Annotated in this window: 18 protein-coding genes; 1 reads left to right on the forward strand and 17 read right to left on the reverse strand. The window is 63.9% G+C overall.

Going from position 1 to position 15874, the window contains the following annotated elements:
* Nucleotides 1–38: 38 nt before the first annotated feature.
* From rpsQ to rpsL, 15 genes are all read right to left on the reverse strand, one after another.
* Nucleotides 39–287 (reverse strand): 30S ribosomal protein S17, encoded by a 249-nt coding sequence (gene rpsQ / locus QW861_RS03820; RefSeq protein ID WP_212358258.1) that lies wholly within the window; start codon nucleotides 285–287, stop codon nucleotides 39–41.
* A 10-nt stretch (nucleotides 288–297) separates the two neighbouring features.
* Nucleotides 298–504, reverse strand: coding sequence for a 50S ribosomal protein L29 (gene rpmC / locus QW861_RS03825; protein ID WP_006611846.1), 207 nt, complete (start codon nucleotides 502–504; stop codon nucleotides 298–300).
* 5 nt (nucleotides 505–509) lie between these two features.
* Entirely contained in the window at nucleotides 510–923 is a 414-nt protein-coding gene (rplP, locus tag QW861_RS03830) for a 50S ribosomal protein L16 (RefSeq protein ID WP_008963467.1), read from the reverse strand.
* Between the two features lie 40 nt (nucleotides 924–963).
* Nucleotides 964–1674, reverse strand: a complete 711-nt coding sequence (rpsC, locus tag QW861_RS03835) for a 30S ribosomal protein S3 (protein WP_012045041.1) — start codon at nucleotides 1672–1674, stop codon at nucleotides 964–966.
* Nucleotides 1675–1695: 21 nt separating this feature from the next.
* Nucleotides 1696–2076 (reverse strand): 50S ribosomal protein L22, encoded by a 381-nt coding sequence (gene rplV / locus QW861_RS03840; protein ID WP_315714562.1) that lies wholly within the window; start codon nucleotides 2074–2076, stop codon nucleotides 1696–1698.
* A 10-nt stretch (nucleotides 2077–2086) separates the two neighbouring features.
* Nucleotides 2087–2365, reverse strand: coding sequence for a 30S ribosomal protein S19 (gene rpsS, locus QW861_RS03845; protein ID WP_006611842.1), 279 nt, complete (start codon nucleotides 2363–2365; stop codon nucleotides 2087–2089).
* Nucleotides 2366–2377: 12 nt separating this feature from the next.
* The gene (rplB, locus tag QW861_RS03850) at nucleotides 2378–3211 is read right to left on the reverse strand and encodes a 50S ribosomal protein L2 (RefSeq protein ID WP_006611841.1); all 834 of its coding nucleotides are present in this window, start codon (nucleotides 3209–3211) and stop codon (nucleotides 2378–2380) included.
* 12 nt (nucleotides 3212–3223) lie between these two features.
* Nucleotides 3224–3523 carry a 50S ribosomal protein L23 gene (locus QW861_RS03855; protein ID WP_172108066.1) on the reverse strand — a complete coding sequence of 100 codons (300 nt, stop codon included), beginning with the start codon at nucleotides 3521–3523 and terminating at the stop codon, nucleotides 3224–3226.
* Nucleotides 3520–4140: a 50S ribosomal protein L4 gene (gene rplD, locus QW861_RS03860; RefSeq protein ID WP_315714563.1), complete on the reverse strand. Its 621-nt coding sequence runs from the start codon at nucleotides 4138–4140 to the stop codon at nucleotides 3520–3522. Before rplD ends, QW861_RS03855 begins: the two co-directional genes overlap by 4 nt.
* Complete coding sequence (rplC, locus tag QW861_RS03865) at nucleotides 4141–4860, reverse strand: 50S ribosomal protein L3 (RefSeq protein WP_006611838.1); 720 nt, start codon at nucleotides 4858–4860, stop codon at nucleotides 4141–4143.
* Nucleotides 4861–4918: 58 nt separating this feature from the next.
* Nucleotides 4919–5227 (reverse strand): 30S ribosomal protein S10, encoded by a 309-nt coding sequence (gene rpsJ, locus QW861_RS03870; protein ID WP_002712302.1) that lies wholly within the window; start codon nucleotides 5225–5227, stop codon nucleotides 4919–4921.
* A gap of 91 nt (nucleotides 5228–5318) precedes the next feature.
* Nucleotides 5319–6509 (reverse strand): elongation factor Tu, encoded by a 1191-nt coding sequence (gene tuf, locus QW861_RS03875; protein WP_006611837.1) that lies wholly within the window; start codon nucleotides 6507–6509, stop codon nucleotides 5319–5321.
* Nucleotides 6510–6548: 39 nt separating this feature from the next.
* A complete protein-coding gene (gene fusA, locus QW861_RS03880) occupies nucleotides 6549–8621 on the reverse strand; it encodes an elongation factor G (protein ID WP_315714564.1) in 2073 nt (690 codons plus the stop codon).
* Nucleotides 8622–8654: 33 nt separating this feature from the next.
* On the reverse strand, nucleotides 8655–9125 hold the full coding sequence (gene rpsG / locus QW861_RS03885; protein WP_006611835.1) for a 30S ribosomal protein S7: 471 nt from the start codon (nucleotides 9123–9125) through the stop codon (nucleotides 8655–8657).
* A gap of 30 nt (nucleotides 9126–9155) precedes the next feature.
* On the reverse strand, nucleotides 9156–9527 hold the full coding sequence (gene rpsL / locus QW861_RS03890; RefSeq protein ID WP_006611834.1) for a 30S ribosomal protein S12: 372 nt from the start codon (nucleotides 9525–9527) through the stop codon (nucleotides 9156–9158).
* 643 nt (nucleotides 9528–10170) lie between these two features.
* Here rpsL and QW861_RS03895 point away from each other — a divergent pair.
* Nucleotides 10171–11394, forward strand: coding sequence for an NAD(P)/FAD-dependent oxidoreductase (locus QW861_RS03895; protein ID WP_315749617.1), 1224 nt, complete (start codon nucleotides 10171–10173; stop codon nucleotides 11392–11394).
* Here QW861_RS03895 and QW861_RS03900 read toward each other — a convergent pair.
* Complete coding sequence (locus tag QW861_RS03900) at nucleotides 11331–13403, reverse strand: ABC transporter ATP-binding protein (protein WP_315749615.1); 2073 nt, start codon at nucleotides 13401–13403, stop codon at nucleotides 11331–11333. The genes QW861_RS03895 and QW861_RS03900 overlap by 64 nt on opposite strands.
* A 238-nt stretch (nucleotides 13404–13641) precedes the next feature.
* The gene (locus QW861_RS03905; RefSeq protein ID WP_315714567.1) at nucleotides 13642–15705 is read right to left on the reverse strand and encodes an FAD-dependent oxidoreductase; all 2064 of its coding nucleotides are present in this window, start codon (nucleotides 15703–15705) and stop codon (nucleotides 13642–13644) included.
* Between the last annotated feature and the right edge of the window lie 169 nt (nucleotides 15706–15874).

A 15874-nucleotide genomic window follows, 5' to 3' on the forward strand; every position in this document is an offset into this window, starting at 1 on the left:
GAAACGGGCCCTCTTCGACGAGGGCCGCGGTCCGCGCCTCAGGCGGTTTTCTTGTGCTCGCCCCGGACCACGGTCCAGCGCTTGAGCTTCGAGATCGGCTTGCTCTCCTCGATCCACACCATGTCGCCCGGCTTGAACTCGTTGTTCTCGTCGTGGGCGTGGTAGTTCTTCGAGCGGCGGATGGTCTTCTTGTAGATCGGGTGGGTGAAGCGCCGGTCGACGCGCACAACGATCGTCTTGGCCTGCTTGTCGCTGACGACGACGCCCTGAAGGGTCCGTTTCGGCATGTCGAGCCTCTTACTTCGTCTTGGCGCGCTGCTGCGCGGCGATGGTCTTGATACGGGCGATGTCGCGGCGCGCCTCACGCAGCCGCGCGGTGTTCTCCAGCTGCCCGGTGGCACGCTGGAAGCGCAGGTTGAAGCGCTCCTTCTTCAGGTTGACGATCGCATCGTCCATCTGATCGGGGCTCATCGCGCGAATGTCGGCAATCTTCATCTCGGCCATGACCATTACTCCGCAATGCGCTCGACGAAGCGCGTCTTGATCGGCAGCTTGGCGGCCGCCAGCAGCAGCGCCTCGCGCGCGATCTGGTTGCTCACGCCGTCGATCTCGAACATCACCCGGCCCGGCTTGACGCGGGCCACCCACAATTCAGGCGAGCCCTTGCCGGAGCCCATGCGGACTTCAGCCGGCTTCTTCGACACCGGGAGATCCGGGAACACGCGGATCCAGACGCGGCCGGCGCGCTTCATGTGACGGGTCAAGGCACGACGGGCGGCCTCGATCTGGCGCGCGGTGACGCGATCCGGCTCCATCGCCTTCAGCCCGAACTGGCCGAAGGCCAGCGTCGCGCCCGAGGACGCAACGCCGTGAATACGGCCCTTATGCGCCTTTCGGAACTTGGTCTTCTTTGGTTGCATCATGGCTTTGAGCCCTCAAACCTGTCTTGTCGCGGCTGATCGATCAGGCCGCGTCGCGGCGCGACCGGGGCTGCGAGCTCTCGCCGCCGCCTTCGTTCATCCGCTTGTCCTGTGCCATCGGATCGTGCTCGAGGATCTCGCCCTTGAAGATCCAGACCTTCACGCCGCAAGTGCCGAAGGTGGTGAACGCGGTGGCCACACCGTAGTCGATGTCGGCGCGCAGCGTGTGCAGCGGCACCCGGCCCTCGCGATACCACTCCATGCGGGCGATTTCCGCGCCGCCCAGACGACCCGAGCAGTTGATGCGGATGCCCTCGGCACCGAGACGCATCGCCGACTGCACGGCGCGCTTCATGGCGCGGCGGAACGCGACGCGGCGCTCGAGCTGCTGGGCGATCGACTCGGCGACCAGGGTCGCATCGAGCTCCGGCTTGCGGATCTCGACGATGTTGATGACGACGTCCGACGAGGTGATGTCGGCGACGCGCTTGCGCAGCTTGTCGATGTCCGCGCCCTTCTTGCCGATCACGACGCCCGGACGTGCCGAGTGGATCGTGACGCGGCACTTCTTGTGCGGACGCTCGATCACGATGCGGGCGACGGCCGCCTGCTTGAGCTCCTTGTGCAGGATCTCGCGGATCTTGACGTCTTCATGCAGCAGCTTGCCGTACTCGGCCTTGCCAGCGAACCAGCGCGAATCCCAGGTCCGGTTGATGCCGAGACGCAGACCGATCGGATTGATCTTTTGACCCATCGTATTCTCCCAGCGCCTGCTTTAAGCGCTCGCCTCGACCTGACGCACAATGATCGTCAGCTGCGAAAACGGTTTGAAAACTCGGCCCGAACGGCCACGGCCGCGCGGCGAGAAACGCTTCATCACGATTCCCTTGCCGACGAAAGCCTGCGAGACGACGAGATCGTCGACCTCGAGCTCGTGATTGTTCTCGGCATTGGCGATCGCCGATTCCAGGCACTTCTTGACGTCGACCGCAATCCGCTTGCGCGAGAACTGCAGGTCGGCGAGGGCGGCCGACGCCTTGCGGCCGCGGATCATCTGCGCCACCAGGTTCAGCTTCTGCGGGCTCACCCGAAGCATCCGGGCCACAGCCTTGGCCTCGTTTTCGGGGAGGCTCCGTTCGCGCTTTGGTTTGCTCATCGCTTAATCCTCAAGCCTTCTTGGCTTTCTTATCGCCCGAATGGCCGTGGAAGGTGCGGGTCGGCGAGAACTCGCCGAACTTGTGGCCGACCATCTCTTCGTTGATCGCCACCGGCACGTGCTTCTGGCCGTTGTAGACGCCGAACGTCAGGCCGACGAACTGCGGCAGGATGGTCGAGCGGCGGCTCCAGATCTTGATGACGTCGTGACGGCCGGACGCGCGCGCCGCATCTGCCTTCTTGAGCAGCGACGCCTCGACGAACGGGCCTTTCCAGACTGAACGAACCATGTCCGTCGTTCCTTACTTCTTCCGCTTGTGGCGGCTCAAGAGAATGAATTTATCGGTCGACTTGTTGGTGCGGGTCTTCTTGCCCTTGGTAGGCTTGCCCCACGGAGTGACCGGGTGACGACCGCCCGAGGTACGGCCTTCGCCGCCGCCGTGCGGATGGTCGATCGGGTTCATCGCGACACCGCGGTTGTGAGGCCTGCGGCCCATCCAACGCTTGCGGCCGGCCTTGCCGATCGAGGTGTTCATGTGGTCCGGGTTCGACACCGCACCGATGGTGCCGCGGCAGCGGCCGTGCACCAGGCGCTGCTCGCCCGAGTTCAGGCGGACGATCACGTAGTCCTGGTCGCGGCCGACGATCTGGGCGTAGGTGCCTGCCGAACGCGCGAGCTGGCCGCCCTTCCCGATCTTGACCTCGATGTTGTGCACGATCGTGCCGACCGGCATGTTGCCCAGCGGCATGACGTTGCCCGGCTTCACGTCGACATAGTTGCCGGCGACGATGGTGTCGCCGACCGCCAGGCGCTGCGGCGCCAGGATGTAGGCGAGCTCGCCGTCCTGATACTTGACCAGCGCGATGAAGGCGGTCCGGTTCGGATCATACTCCAGGCGCTCGACGGTCGCGGGAACGTCGACCTTGTCGCGCTTGAAGTCGACCGTGCGGTACGACTGCTTGTGACCGCCGCCGAGGAAGCGAACGGTGATGCGGCCGGTGTTGTTGCGACCGCCGCTCGACTGCTTGCCTTCGGTCAGCGCCTTGACCGGCTTGCCCTTGTAGAGGGCCGAACGATCGACCATCACCAGCTGGCGCTGGCCGGGCGTCGTGGGATTGAATGTCTTCAGTGCCATGGCAGCTCAGCCTTACAGTCCGGTGGTCACGTCGATACGGTGGCCCTCTTCGAGGGTCACGATCGCGCGCTTGCTGTCCGATTGCGAACCGAAATTGCCGCGGAACACCTTGGTCTTGCCCTTGCGGACGAGCGTGTTGACGCTCTTGACCTTGACGTCGAACAGCTTCTCGATCGCTTCCTTGATCTGCGGCTTGGTCGCCTTGGCGGCCACCTTGAACAGAACCTTGTTGTGCTCCGAGGCGAAGGTCGCCTTCTCGGTCACGACCGGCGCGATGATGATGTCGTAGTGGCGCGGATCGATGGTCTTCATTTGAAGCGCGCCTCCAGCGCATCGATCGCCGCCTTGGTCAGCACGAGCTTCTGACGGCGCAGGATGTCGTAGACGTTGATGCCCTGGATCGGCAGCACGTCCATGTTCGGAATGTTGCGGGCGGCATTGGTGAAGCCGGTATGCAGCTCGGCGCCGTCGATGATCAGGGCGTTGGTCAGGCCGAGACCGGAGAAGTGACCGATCAGCGCCTTGGTCTTCGCCGCCTCCAGGGTGGCGTTCTCCAGCACGACCAGATCACCGTCCTTGGCCTTGGCCGACAGCGCATGCTTCAGCGCCAGCGCACGGACCTTCTTCGGCAGGTCCGTCGCATGCGAGCGCACGACCGGACCGAAGGCGCGGCCGCCGCCCCGGAACTGCGGCACGCGAGCCGAGCCGTGACGAGCACCGCCGGTGCCCTTCTGCTTGTACATCTTCTTGCCGGTGCGCCAGATCTCGGCGCGGCCCTTGGCCTTGTGGGTGCCGGCCTGACGCTTGTTGAGCTGCCACTGGACGCAGCGCGCGATGATGTCCGCACGCGGCTCCAGACCGAAGATGGCGTCGGACAGCTGGACGGAGCCGGCTTCCTTGCCCTCGAGGGTGGTGACTTTCAGTTCCATTTATGCGCCCTCCTGCACGGCCGGCGCTTCGGCAGCCTGCTCACCCGCGACCTTGAACTTGCCGGGCTTCGGCGCTTCCTTCGGCAGCGGCTTCTTGACGGCGTCGCGCACCGAGATCCAGCCCCCCTTGGAGCCGGGCACCGCGCCTTCCACCAGGATCAGGCCGCGCTCGACGTCCGTCTGCACCACACGCAGGTTCAGCGTGGTGATGCGATCGACGCCCATGTGACCGGGCATCTTCTTGTTCTTCCAGGTCTTGCCGGGGTCCTGACGGCCACCGGTCGAACCGATCGAACGATGCGAGATCGACACACCGTGCGTGGCGCGCAGACCGCCGAAGTTCCAGCGCTTCATGCCGCCGGCGAAGCCCTTACCGACCGAGGTGCCGGTGACGTCGACGAACTGGCCGACGACGAAATGGTCGGCCTGGATCTCGGCGCCGACCGGGATCAGCGAATCCTCGCTGACACGGAATTCGGCGAGCTTGCGCTTCGGCTCGACCTTGGCGACCGCGAACTGGCCGCGCTCCGCCTTCGGCATGTAGACCGTCTTGCGGCTGCCGCTGCCGAGCTGCAGCGCGACGTAGCCGTTCTTCTCGGTGGTGCGGTGACCGACCACCTGGCAATTGCCGAGCTTCAGCACGGTCACGGGGATATGTTCGCCGGTCTCCGTGAAGACCCGCGTCATCCCGACCTTTTGTGCGATCACTCCGGAGCGCATCGGCGTGCTTCCTGTTCTTCTCTATGTCCGCGTGAGGTGCGAACGTGAATCCAAAAACTTAGAGCTTGATCTCGACGTCGACGCCAGCGGCCAGATCGAGCTTCATGAGAGCATCGACGGTCTGCGGGGTCGGATCGACGATGTCGAGCAGGCGCTTGTGGGTGCGCATCTCGAACTGCTCGCGGCTCTTCTTGTCGACGTGCGGCGAACGGTTCACGGTGAACTTCTCGATGCGGGTCGGCAGCGGAATGGGTCCGCGAACCTGCGCGCCGGTCCGTTTCGCCGTGTTGACGATCTCGCGCGTCGACGTATCGAGGATACGATGGTCAAACGCCTTGAGACGGATGCGGATATTTTGGCCGTTCATTGCCGTATCTTTCTGTGAGTAGTGAGTGGCGAGTAGCGAACGGCGAATGGATAATCTCCATTCGCCACCCGCCATTCCCTATTCGCTGCTGTTACTCGATGATCGAGGCGACGACGCCGGCGCCGACGGTGCGGCCGCCCTCGCGGATGGCGAAGCGCAGCTTCTCCTCCATCGCGATCGGCACGATCAGGTGCACTTCCATCGCAATGTTGTCGCCCGGCATCACCATCTCGGTGCCTTCCGGCAGGTGAACGACGCCGGTCACGTCGGTCGTGCGGAAGTAGAACTGCGGCCGATAGTTGGTGAAGAACGGCGTGTGACGGCCACCCTCTTCCTTCGTGAGGATGTAGGCCTCAGCCTTGAACTTGGTGTGCGGCTTGACCGAACCCGGCTTGCACAGCACCTGGCCGCGCTCGACGTCCTCGCGCTTGGTGCCGCGGAGCAGCGCGCCGATGTTGTCACCGGCCTGGCCCTGATCGAGCAGCTTGCGGAACATTTCAACGCCGGTGACGGTGGTCTTCTGGGTCGGACGGATGCCGACGATCTCGATTTCCTCACCGACCTTGATGATGCCGCGCTCGACACGGCCGGTCACCACGGTGCCGCGGCCCGAGATCGAGAACACGTCTTCGACCGGCATCAGGAAGGGCTGGTCGATCGGACGCTCCGGCTGCGGAATGTACTCGTCGACATTGCGCATCAGCTCGAGGATGGCGTCGTGGCCGAGCTTCTTGTCCGAATCTTCCAGAGCGGCCAGCGCCGAGCCCTTGATGATCGGGATCTTGTCGCCCGGGAATTCGTACTTCGAGAGCAGCTCGCGGACCTCGAGCTCGACGAGCTCCAGCAGCTCCGGATCGTCGACCATGTCGCACTTGTTGAGGAACACGACCAGCGCCGGCACGCCGACCTGGCGGGCGAGCAGGATGTGCTCACGGGTCTGCGGCATCGGGCCGTCAGCGGCCGACACGACCAGGATCGCGCCGTCCATCTGGGCAGCGCCGGTGATCATGTTCTTCACGTAGTCGGCGTGGCCAGGGCAATCGACGTGGGCGTAGTGGCGGTTCTTGGTCTCGTACTCGACGTGCGCGGTCGAGATGGTGATGCCGCGCGCCTTCTCTTCCGGGGCCTTGTCGATCTGGTCGTAGGCAGTGAACGTCGCACCGCCCGTCTCGGCCAGGATCTTGGTGATTGCAGCCGTCAGCGAGGTCTTGCCGTGGTCGACGTGACCGATGGTGCCGATGTTGCAGTGGGGCTTGTTACGTTCAAACTTAGCTTTGGCCATTTGACTCTCCGTTCAGTCGCTAACTTGAGCTAACGACAATCAGGCAAACTTCTTCTGGACTTCGGCCGACACGTTGGCCGGCGCTTCAGCGTAGTGCGAGAACTGCATCGTGAAGGTCGCGCGCCCCTGGCTCATGGAGCGCAGGTTGTTCACGTAACCGAACATGTTCATGAGCGGCACCATCGCGTTGATGACGTTGGCATTGCCGCGCATGTCCTGGCCCTGGATCTGGCCACGACGCGAGTTCAGGTCGCCGATGACCGAGCCGGTGTAGTCTTCCGGGGTCACCACCTCGACCTTCATGATCGGCTCGAGCAGAACCGACTTGCCCTTCTGCAGCGCCTCGCGGAAAGCCGCACGAGAGGCGATTTCGAAGGCCAGCGCCGACGAGTCGACATCGTGATACTTGCCGTCGACCAGCGCCACCTTGACGTCGACCACCGGGAAGCCGGCGACGACGCCCGCGCCGAGCACGCTCTCGATGCCCTTCTCGACGCCCGGGATGTATTCCTTCGGAACCGCACCGCCGACGATCTTGGACTCGAACACGTAGCCGCCACCGGGCTCGTTCGGCTCGACCACGAGGCTCACGGCCGCGAACTGGCCGGTACCACCGGTCTGCTTCTTGTGGGTGTAGTCCACGTTGGCCGGCTTGGTGATACGCTCACGGAACGCCACCTGCGGCGCGCCGATGTTCGCATCGACCTTGTAGGTGCGCTTGAGGATGTCGACCTTGATGTCGAGATGGAGCTCGCCCATCCCCTTGAGGATGGTCTGGCCCGACTCGTGATCGGTCGACACGCGGAAGGACGGATCCTCAGCGGCCAGCTTCGCCAGCGCAACGCCGAGCTTCTCCTGGTCGGCCTTCGACTTCGGCTCGATCGCAATCTCGATGACCGGCTCCGGGAATTCCATCTTTTCCAGGATCACCTGGTTGGACGGATCGCACAGCGTGTCACCGGTGCGGGCTTCCTTGAGGCCTGCGAGGGCGACGATGTCGCCGGCATAGGCTTCCTTGATGTCCTCGCGGTTGTTCGCATGCATCAGCAGCATGCGGCCGATACGCTCCTTCTTCTCGCGGGTCGAGTTCACGACGCCGGTGCCCGAGGTCAGGATGCCCGAATAGATGCGGCAGAACGTGATCGTGCCGACGAAGGGGTCGTCCATGATCTTGAACGCGAGCAGCGCCAGCGGCTCCTTGTCGTCCGCCTTGCGCACAACCTCGTTGCCCTTGTCGTCGGTGCCCTTGATCGCAGGCACGTCGAGCGGCGACGGCAGATAGTCGACAACGGCGTCGAGCAACGGCTGCACGCCCTTGTTCTTGAAGGCCGAGCCGCACAGCACCGGATAGAACGCGCCGGTCAGCACGGCCTTGCGGATCAGGCGCTTCAGAGTCGCCTCGTCCGGCTCCTTGCCGTCCAGGAACGCGGTGAGCGCGTCGTCGTCGAGCTCGACGGCGGCCTCCACCAGCTTCTCGCGATATTCCTTGGCCTGGTCGGCGAGATCAGCCGGGATCTCGACGTAGTCGAACTTCGCGCCGAGCGCTTCGTCGTTCCAGACGATCGCCTTCATCGTCACGAGATCGATGCAGCCCTTGAAATTGTTCTCGGCGCCGATCGGCAGCTGGATCGCAACAGGCTTCGCGCCCAGGCGGTCGACGATGTCGGCCAGGCACTTGAAGAAGTCGGCACCGGTCTTGTCCATCTTGTTGGCGAAGACGATTCGCGGAACCTTGTACTTGTCGCCCTGGCGCCAGACGGTCTCGGTCTGCGGCTCGACGCCCTGGTTGGAGTCGAGCACGCACACGGCGCCGTCGAGCACGCGCAAGCTGCGCTCGACCTCGATGGTGAAGTCGACGTGGCCGGGGGTGTCGATGATGTTCAGGCGCTTGCCGTTCCAGAACGCGGTGGTCGCAGCCGAGGTGATCGTGATGCCACGCTCCTGCTCCTGCTCCATCCAGTCCATCGTCGCGGCACCTTCGTGCACTTCGCCGATCTTGTGGCTCTTGCCGGTATAATAGAGGATGCGCTCGGTCGTCGTGGTCTTGCCGGCGTCGATATGCGCCATGATGCCGAAGTTGCGATAGTCTTCGATGGCGTGTTGGCGGGGCATGGGTGTGTTCCCTGATTTCCGTTCGGGTCGCCGTTACCAGCGATAGTGCGAGAAGGCGCGGTTGGCTTCCGCCATCCGGTGCACGTCTTCACGCTTCTTCACGGCGTTACCCCGATTGTTCGAGGCGTCGAGCAGCTCCGCCGAAAGCCGCTCGGTCATCGTCTTCTCGTTGCGGTCGCGCGCGGCCGAGATCAGCCAGCGGATGCCCAGCGCCTGCCGGCGGGTCGAACGAACTTCGACCGGCACCTGGTAGGTCGCACCGCCGACGCGACGGGAGCGAACCTCGATGGTCGGCATGACGTTTTCGAGGGCCTGCTCGAACACCGTCAGCGGGCTCTGCTTGGTCTTGGCCTCGATGATGCCGAACGCGCCGTAGACGATACCTTCGGCGACCGACTTCTTGCCGGCGTACATCACCGAGTTCATGAACTTGGTGACAATGATGTTCCCGAACTTCGGATCCGGAAGCACTTCACGCTTTTCGGCTGAATGGCGACGCGACATGTGATCTTGTTCCCGCTTCTCTCGAACGTCTTACTTCGGACGCTTCGCGCCATACTTCGAACGGCGCTGCTTACGGTTCTTGACGCCCTGGGTATCCAGCACGCCGCGGAGGATGTGATAGCGCACGCCCGGCAAGTCCTTGACGCGGCCGCCGCGGATCATGACCACCGAGTGCTCCTGCAGGTTATGGCCTTCACCCGGAATGTAGCCGATCACCTCGAAGCCGTTGGTCAGGCGCACCTTGGCGACCTTACGAAGCGCCGAGTTCGGCTTCTTCGGGGTCGTGGTGTAGACGCGCGTGCAAACGCCACGCTTCTGCGGCGACTGCTGCAGCGCCGGCACCTTCTTGCGCGACTTCTGCACTTCGCGCGGATTTGCGATCAGCTGGTTGATCGTCGGCATCTTGGCCTTCACCCTTCTCAACGTTCGCACGGAGACCGCGACCGGCTTCCGCAAATTCTGTTCGAGGTTCCCCGCCTCACCGGGCCGTTTCGCGCGATCAAAACCCACGCAAAACGAAATCGCGCCAACCGTCCATCGCTGAACGGAAAGCGCTTGACGCCACAGAGGACCGCGATCACCACCAGTCAGCTTGCGCTGGCGGGCGGCCTACCGAGGTCATGCATCCGAAATTGGTCTCAGGAGAACGAGCTCGAGAGATCTAATATCGTTTTGGCATTGCCTAGCTATGATCGACAGCGTTTGAGCGGCATTCGTCGAGGGTGGTGCCCGTCCCGCCCTGTTTCGGGCGGTCTGGGTGATCCGTACCGACGCTGGCGAAGCTCACCGCCTGTCGTTGAGTGCCGGCCTTTTATAAGCGGTAAATATCCAAGTCAAGCAAAACGACGCCGCAGGACGCGCAAAGAAGCGCTTCTGGCCGCTGCGGTTTCCGGTCCCGACAGGGCCCCCGCCGTCCGAGGTATCTGCAGACCGCACAGCCCTGCGAGTGCAGGCGCCTCTCCAGCCCGGGACATGTCCAGAAACATTGAAGATAAGGCTTTTTTCGGCTTTGGCCGACAAGGATGGCGCCGCGACGAGGCGCCTGGTGACAGAATATACCGACATTGCGATCATTGGCGGCGGCCTGAGCGGCTCGATCACGGCCGCCATGCTCGGAATGGCCGGCATCCCCGCGATTCTCGTCGATCCCCACGCGGTCTCCCCGCCCGACTTTCGAATCGAGAAGATCTCCGGTGCCGAGCAGATCGGCCGATTCCGTCGCACCGGGATCGCCGACAAGGCGTTGACCCAAGCCACCCTGGCCCCGGAGAACTGGATCGCCCGATTCGGCTACGTGCTCGAACGGGCTCAGGTCCAGCAATACGGCATTCCGTATGATGCGCTCGTGACGGCGGTGCGCGACCAGATCCCAGGCGCTGTGACGCGAATCGTCGCCAAGGCCGTAGCGATCACGCCAACCGAGGATCGCCAGTCGGTCGTGCTGTCCAACGGGCAGACGATCTCCGCCCGCCTCGTCGTGCTCGCCAACGGGCTGAACGTCGGGCTGCGGCACATGCTGGGAATCACCCGCACGATCACCAGCCCCGCCCATTCGATCTCGATCGGGTTCGACCTGACGCCGGTCGGCCGTTCCGCCTTCCCATTCCCGGCCATGACCTATTTCCAGGAACGAGCCAAGGCGCGGGTGCCCTACATCACCCTGTTCCCGATCGGCGAGCGCATGCGGGCGAACCTGTTCGCCTACCGCGAGGTCGATGATCCCTGGCTTCGGGCGATCCGCCGCAACCCAGTCGAAACGCTGGCCGCCGCCCTGCCCGGCCTGCGGCGGATCACGGGCGAGTACGCCGTGAGCGGCGAGGTGCGGGTCCGGCCCGCCGATCTCACCATCAACAGCGGGTACCGCATGCCGGGTGTCGTGCTCGTCGGCGACGCCTTCTGCACCACCTGCCCCGTCACCGGCACCGGTTCCGACAAGGTGTTCACCGATGTCGAGCGCCTCTGCAACGGCCACATTCCGCGCTGGCTGGCGACTGACGGCATGGGCGAGGCCAAGATCGCGGCCTTCTATGCGGACCCGGTCAAGACGGCCTGCGATGCGTGGTCGCTCGAGAAGGCATGGAATTTCCGATCGGTCTCGATCGGGGCCAGCCCCTATTGGCAGGCGCAACGCTGGGCGCGCTTTGCCGTCTCGCTCGGCCGCGGGGTTCGGCAGCGGCTGACGAAGACCAATGCGCCGCTCAACGTCTATTCCTCGTCATCATCCTCCTCGTCGTCGTCCTCCTCGTCATCGCTGTCGTCGTCGGCCTGATCCTGCCGGCTCGGCTGATGGCCCTGGTCATCCCAGAGCTTGCGATAGGTCCCATTCTTCGCCAAGAGCTCGGCGTGGCTGCCGCGCTCGATCGCCCGGCCGCCGGAGATGACGATGATCTCGTCCATCTCGACCACCGAGGTCAGGCGGTGGGTCGACCAGATCATGGTGCGGCCCTTGGCGACCTTGAGCAGGGTGCGGTTGATCGCGGCTTCCGTGGTCTGGTCCAGCGCCGAAGTGGCCTCGTCGAGCAGCAGCACGGACGGGTTGCGGATGATGGCGCGGGCGATCGCGATGCGCTGGCGCTGTCCACCGGACAGCGTGTCGCCGCGCTCGCCGACGATGGTGTCGTATTTCTGCGGCAGGCTCATGATGTAGCGGTGGATCTCGGCCTTCTTGGCCGCCTCCTCCACCTCCGCGTCGGTGGCGCCCTCCTTGCCGAGCCGGATGTTCTCCCGCAGCGACATGTTGAACAGCATGTTGTCCTGGAACACCACGGCCATGCTGCCGCGAAGCGAATCGCGCGTCACCTTGCGGATGTCGACGCCGTCGATGGTGACGCGGCCTTCATCGGGTACGTAGAGCCGCAGGATCAGGTTGAGCAGCGTGCTCTTGCCCGAGCCCGACGGACCGACGATCGCGATCCGCTTGCCGACGTCGAGCTTGAGGCTCAGATTGTCGAGCACCGGCGTCTCGCTGCCCTCGTACTGGAAGGTCACGCGCTCGAAGGTGATGTCGTGGCTGATGCGGGGCAGATCCGGCGCGCCCGGCCGGTCGGCGCCGCGGGTCGGCTCGTCCAACAGCTCCTGCATGTGCCGGATCGCGGCCGCCGAGGAGATCGACACCGGCACGAAATGCATGACATGGGCGATGTTGTAGGACACCTCCCAGAATGCGCTCTCGAAGGTGACGAAGGTGCCGATCGTGATCTGGCCCTTGGTGGCGAGATAGGCGCCGAGAGCGAGCACGACGAGATGCAGCAGCAGCACGGAGATCGTGACGGTGCGCTCGACCATGGTCGACAGGAACATCGCATCGGCCATCTTGCGCCGCGCCGCGTCGTTGCGGAAGCTGAACCAGCCGAATACCTTGCGGTGGAGGCTGAAGGCCTTGATGACGGCTTGCGCCGCGATGTTCTCCTGGATCACGCCGAGCAGCGACGCTTCGTTCAGTTTCTGCTCGTAATTGGCCTGAACCGCCTTCGGCGTCAGGATACGCGGGCCGATCAGGGTGATCGGAAACACCAGCAGCGCGATCGCAGCGAGCTGCCAGTTCAGGAACAGCATCAGAATGATGCCCGCAATCAGCTCGAGGAACGGCAGCACAGCGCTGTTGGCGAAGCTCTTCACGACGTTCTCGAACGCCGACATGTCGACCGAGAAGCGCGACAGGATCTCGCCGCGCTTGGTGCGCTGGAAATAGGCGGCCGGCAGGTTCTGCACGTGATCGAACAGACGGGTGCGGACGTCCGAGATGACGCAGGCCGCGAGCCGCGCATCCCAGCGCTCGTAGAGCACGGCAATGATCGAGGTGAAGATGCCCGCAGCGGCCAGCACGCCGAGGATGCGATAGAGCGCCTCGAAATCCTCTTCGCCGAGCGCATCGTCGATCAGGAACTTGAGGCTGAGCGGCATGATGACGTTGAACAGCGTCTCGATCAGGACACCGATCGACACGAAGGCCAGCATCTTCTTGTATCTGGCGAGCAGCGGCGAGACGAAGCCGTAGATGGTTGCAAGCGCACCGGCGGCCTCGCGGGCCGTGTAGACGACGAGATCCTCGTCGTCGTCATCATCGTCGAGGTCGAGGCCGGCCTCTTCACCGTCCTCCTCGTCATCGTCCTCATCGTCGCCGACGACGTCAGCCTTCTCTGTCGCCGACGTCTTCGCTGTTCCGGATTTTGGAACGGCAGGCACGGCCGCCGCCGGCCCCCGCTTGTCCAAATCATCGGCAGGATCAGCTGCCGTTGCGGACGTCTGATTTCGCGGCGGTGAAGATTTGGGCGCCATTCAACGAACCGATCCTGCACGGCCAGTATGACCGTAACGGATTAAAGCGGCTCGGCTTTACCACCTGTGTCCGCCTGCCGCCAGCATTCTCGCCATACGGTGCCGCACCCGCCGCGACCAAGACGCGGCCCTGTCACGCAACCAGCACGGTCACAAGCGCCGCGGACGCAAGACAGCATCGAGATGCCGGTCAACGCCCGCGGCCCTGCCTCGAAATGCCGGCGGCTGTGCCGCGAGCCTAGTCTTCGTCCTCGACCTTGTCGAAGAACGAATAGCGCAGGCTGTCGGCGTCGGCGTACCACTGGCCGGGCCCCTTGTTGGCCGCGAGTGTCGCTGCCCACACCTCGTCGGTGCAATCGCGGCGGTGCATGGCCAGATCGAACCCGTTGCCGAAGAACAGCTCCGACCACTCCCACCAGGTGCCGAGCTTCTTGACCCCACGCAGCAGGTCGTAGCGGTCGACCAGCGCCGGAGCCATGTCCGAGGTGATCGAGCCGAACACGAGGCCGGTCTTGACGACGCGGTTGAGCTCGCGGATCGCGCGCGCAACCTGCTTGTCACCGAGATGGCAGAGGCTGGTCTCGAACACGAAATCGAACTCACCGGTCTTGAATGGCATATCGGTGATCGAGCCGAGCTTGTTGTATTTCCTCAGCGCCTTCGGCGTCTTGCCATGGATGTAGCGGTTGTTCTCGATGCCCCAGGCATCGATGCCGCGCTCGCGGAGCGCTCCCACCAGTTCACCGCTCGCGGAGCCGGCGACCAAGAGCTTGTAGCCTTTGCCCTTGCCGGCCCGGTTCCAAACGATCTTGATCAGGCTGGTCAGATAGTCCGGATCGGTGAACTGCGACCACGCTTCGCTGTACGGCCCCTGCCCGCGATAATTGTCGAAATAGTCACGGTCGATCTTGTCGGACAGCGGCGTTTCGGCCTGCGAGCGGGCGCGGCGCAGCCGCATCATTTCGGTCAGGATGATGTCGGTGGCGGCGTCCGACGAATCGAGCAGCCCGTTCAGGGTCGAGTCGAACAGATAGTCACCGACCACGACGATGCCGGGGTGCTCCTTCGGCTCAGGCCGGTGATTGGTCATGACGTCGCGTACCGGCAGACCGCCGGGCAGCGCGTTGACGGACGACAGCCAGCGGTGGATCTTGCCTTCCATGAAGTGTGCGCGCGCGTCGCCGAGCGCAGCAGGGAGCGACTTCAGCGCGGCATCGATCAGCTCCTGGTCCGAGAGGTTGGCGAAGGCGAGCGCATCCGAGCCCGCGATCAGCCAGTTGAGCACGCCGTGCTTGCCGACATCGTGGCGCGAGCCCTCGTTGTAGATGCAGCAGCCGCCGAACGCCTCCGACATGAACCAGGAGCCCGGAATCTTCTCGCCCCAGAACGGCTCGTCGAACAGGATCGAGACGCGCAGATAATGCGCGGGACGATCGAAATAGGCGATGTGCTTGACCATGGACTGGCGCAGCTTCTCGCCCTCCCAGCCGACCGTCGACAGCCAGGAATGCGGCAGGCACACCAGGACGAGATCGAACTCGCGCGTCTCCGGCCCCTTGCCGTTCATCATGTTGAGCCGGTAGCGACCCGCCTCGGTCTTGCCGATGCGGAGCACGCGATGATTGAGCTGGATGTCGGCATCGACCTCGGAGCGCAGGCACTCGATCAGTTGCTCGTTGCCGTTCTGAATCGAGTACAGGCCGATATAGTCGTCGATATCCATGACGAAGTTCTTGAGCGCATTGAGGCCGTTGGTGTTGTGGGCCTCGGTCGCGAGGTCGGAGCGCGACATCACCTTGAAGAAGCGCTTGGCCGTGGGATCCTCGACCTCCTCGTCGAGCAGCTCTTCGCAGGTCTTGTAGGCCCAGGGGTGCTCGTTATCGTGGGCGCCGACGCCCTCGTAATATTCGACCGGCGACATCACGTCGGTACAACGCTTGCGGAACGCCTCGACCGCAGCGGCCGTCTTCGGGCCGTATTTGCGGCGCAGCCCCGGCACGTCGTCGAGCAGCTCGCCGTCGAGTTGGACCTGCAGCGCATCCATCGGAATCGTCTGCAGCCCGAAATGCTGGATCAGCTCGCGCAGCGGATCGGGGCCGGTCATCGAGTAGTCGTAGATTTCCGCGACACCAGCCTCATACATCGCCGGTGCGGTATCGAACTTGCGCGTCACGATCTTGCCGCCGAGCCGGTCGGATGCCTCGTAGATCGTCACCTTGCAGAGATCGCCGAGTTTGCGCCTCAGATACCAGGCGCTCATCAGGCCACCCGGACCGCCACCAACAATCGCAAGGTCAAGCATCGAAGTTCCGCCATCTCCGGCTGTCAGCGACGTTGCCGGTCGTCCATACAGGGGTCCTGCCACCCTCGGGGCTCGATCGGCCATAGCGTAACCGGCCCGCAAAAGATTTGCGCCGGAGCAAATCGGCGCATCGCCACGGGAATCGACGGAAATCAGCTCAGCGGATCTG

This window comes from Bradyrhizobium sp. SZCCHNRI1029, from assembly GCF_032487555.1.
Lineage (GTDB): Bacteria > Pseudomonadota > Alphaproteobacteria > Rhizobiales > Xanthobacteraceae > Bradyrhizobium.

What these genes read in the sequence shown, in the direction of transcription:
- rpsS (WP_006611842.1), bottom strand. Translation starts at nt 2,365, where the DNA reads ATGGTTCGTTCAGTCTGGAAAGGCCCGTTCGTCGAGGCGTCGCTGCTC.
- rpsL (WP_006611834.1), bottom strand. Translation starts at nt 9,527, where the DNA reads ATGCCGACGATCAACCAGCTGATCGCAAATCCGCGCGAAGTGCAGAAG.
- rplC (WP_006611838.1), bottom strand. Translation starts at nt 4,860, where the DNA reads ATGCGCTCCGGAGTGATCGCACAAAAGGTCGGGATGACGCGGGTCTTC.
- QW861_RS03855 (WP_172108066.1), bottom strand. Translation starts at nt 3,523, where the DNA reads ATGAAGACCATCGATCCGCGCCACTACGACATCATCATCGCGCCGGTC.
- rplP (WP_008963467.1), bottom strand. Translation starts at nt 923, where the DNA reads ATGATGCAACCAAAGAAGACCAAGTTCCGAAAGGCGCATAAGGGCCGT.
- rplV (WP_315714562.1), bottom strand. Translation starts at nt 2,076, where the DNA reads ATGAGCAAACCAAAGCGCGAACGGAGCCTCCCCGAAAACGAGGCCAAG.
- rpsC (WP_012045041.1), bottom strand. Translation starts at nt 1,674, where the DNA reads ATGGGTCAAAAGATCAATCCGATCGGTCTGCGTCTCGGCATCAACCGG.
- rpmC (WP_006611846.1), bottom strand. Translation starts at nt 504, where the DNA reads ATGGCCGAGATGAAGATTGCCGACATTCGCGCGATGAGCCCCGATCAG.
- rpsG (WP_006611835.1), bottom strand. Translation starts at nt 9,125, where the DNA reads ATGTCGCGTCGCCATTCAGCCGAAAAGCGTGAAGTGCTTCCGGATCCG.
- fusA (WP_315714564.1), bottom strand. Translation starts at nt 8,621, where the DNA reads ATGCCCCGCCAACACGCCATCGAAGACTATCGCAACTTCGGCATCATG.
- rpsQ (WP_212358258.1), bottom strand. Translation starts at nt 287, where the DNA reads ATGCCGAAACGGACCCTTCAGGGCGTCGTCGTCAGCGACAAGCAGGCC.
- QW861_RS03900 (WP_315749615.1), bottom strand. Translation starts at nt 13,403, where the DNA reads ATGGCGCCCAAATCTTCACCGCCGCGAAATCAGACGTCCGCAACGGCA.
- rplB (WP_006611841.1), bottom strand. Translation starts at nt 3,211, where the DNA reads ATGGCACTGAAGACATTCAATCCCACGACGCCCGGCCAGCGCCAGCTG.
- rpsJ (WP_002712302.1), bottom strand. Translation starts at nt 5,227, where the DNA reads ATGAACGGCCAAAATATCCGCATCCGTCTCAAGGCGTTTGACCATCGT.
- tuf (WP_006611837.1), bottom strand. Translation starts at nt 6,509, where the DNA reads ATGGCCAAAGCTAAGTTTGAACGTAACAAGCCCCACTGCAACATCGGC.
- rplD (WP_315714563.1), bottom strand. Translation starts at nt 4,140, where the DNA reads ATGGAACTGAAAGTCACCACCCTCGAGGGCAAGGAAGCCGGCTCCGTC.
- QW861_RS03905 (WP_315714567.1), bottom strand. Translation starts at nt 15,705, where the DNA reads ATGCTTGACCTTGCGATTGTTGGTGGCGGTCCGGGTGGCCTGATGAGC.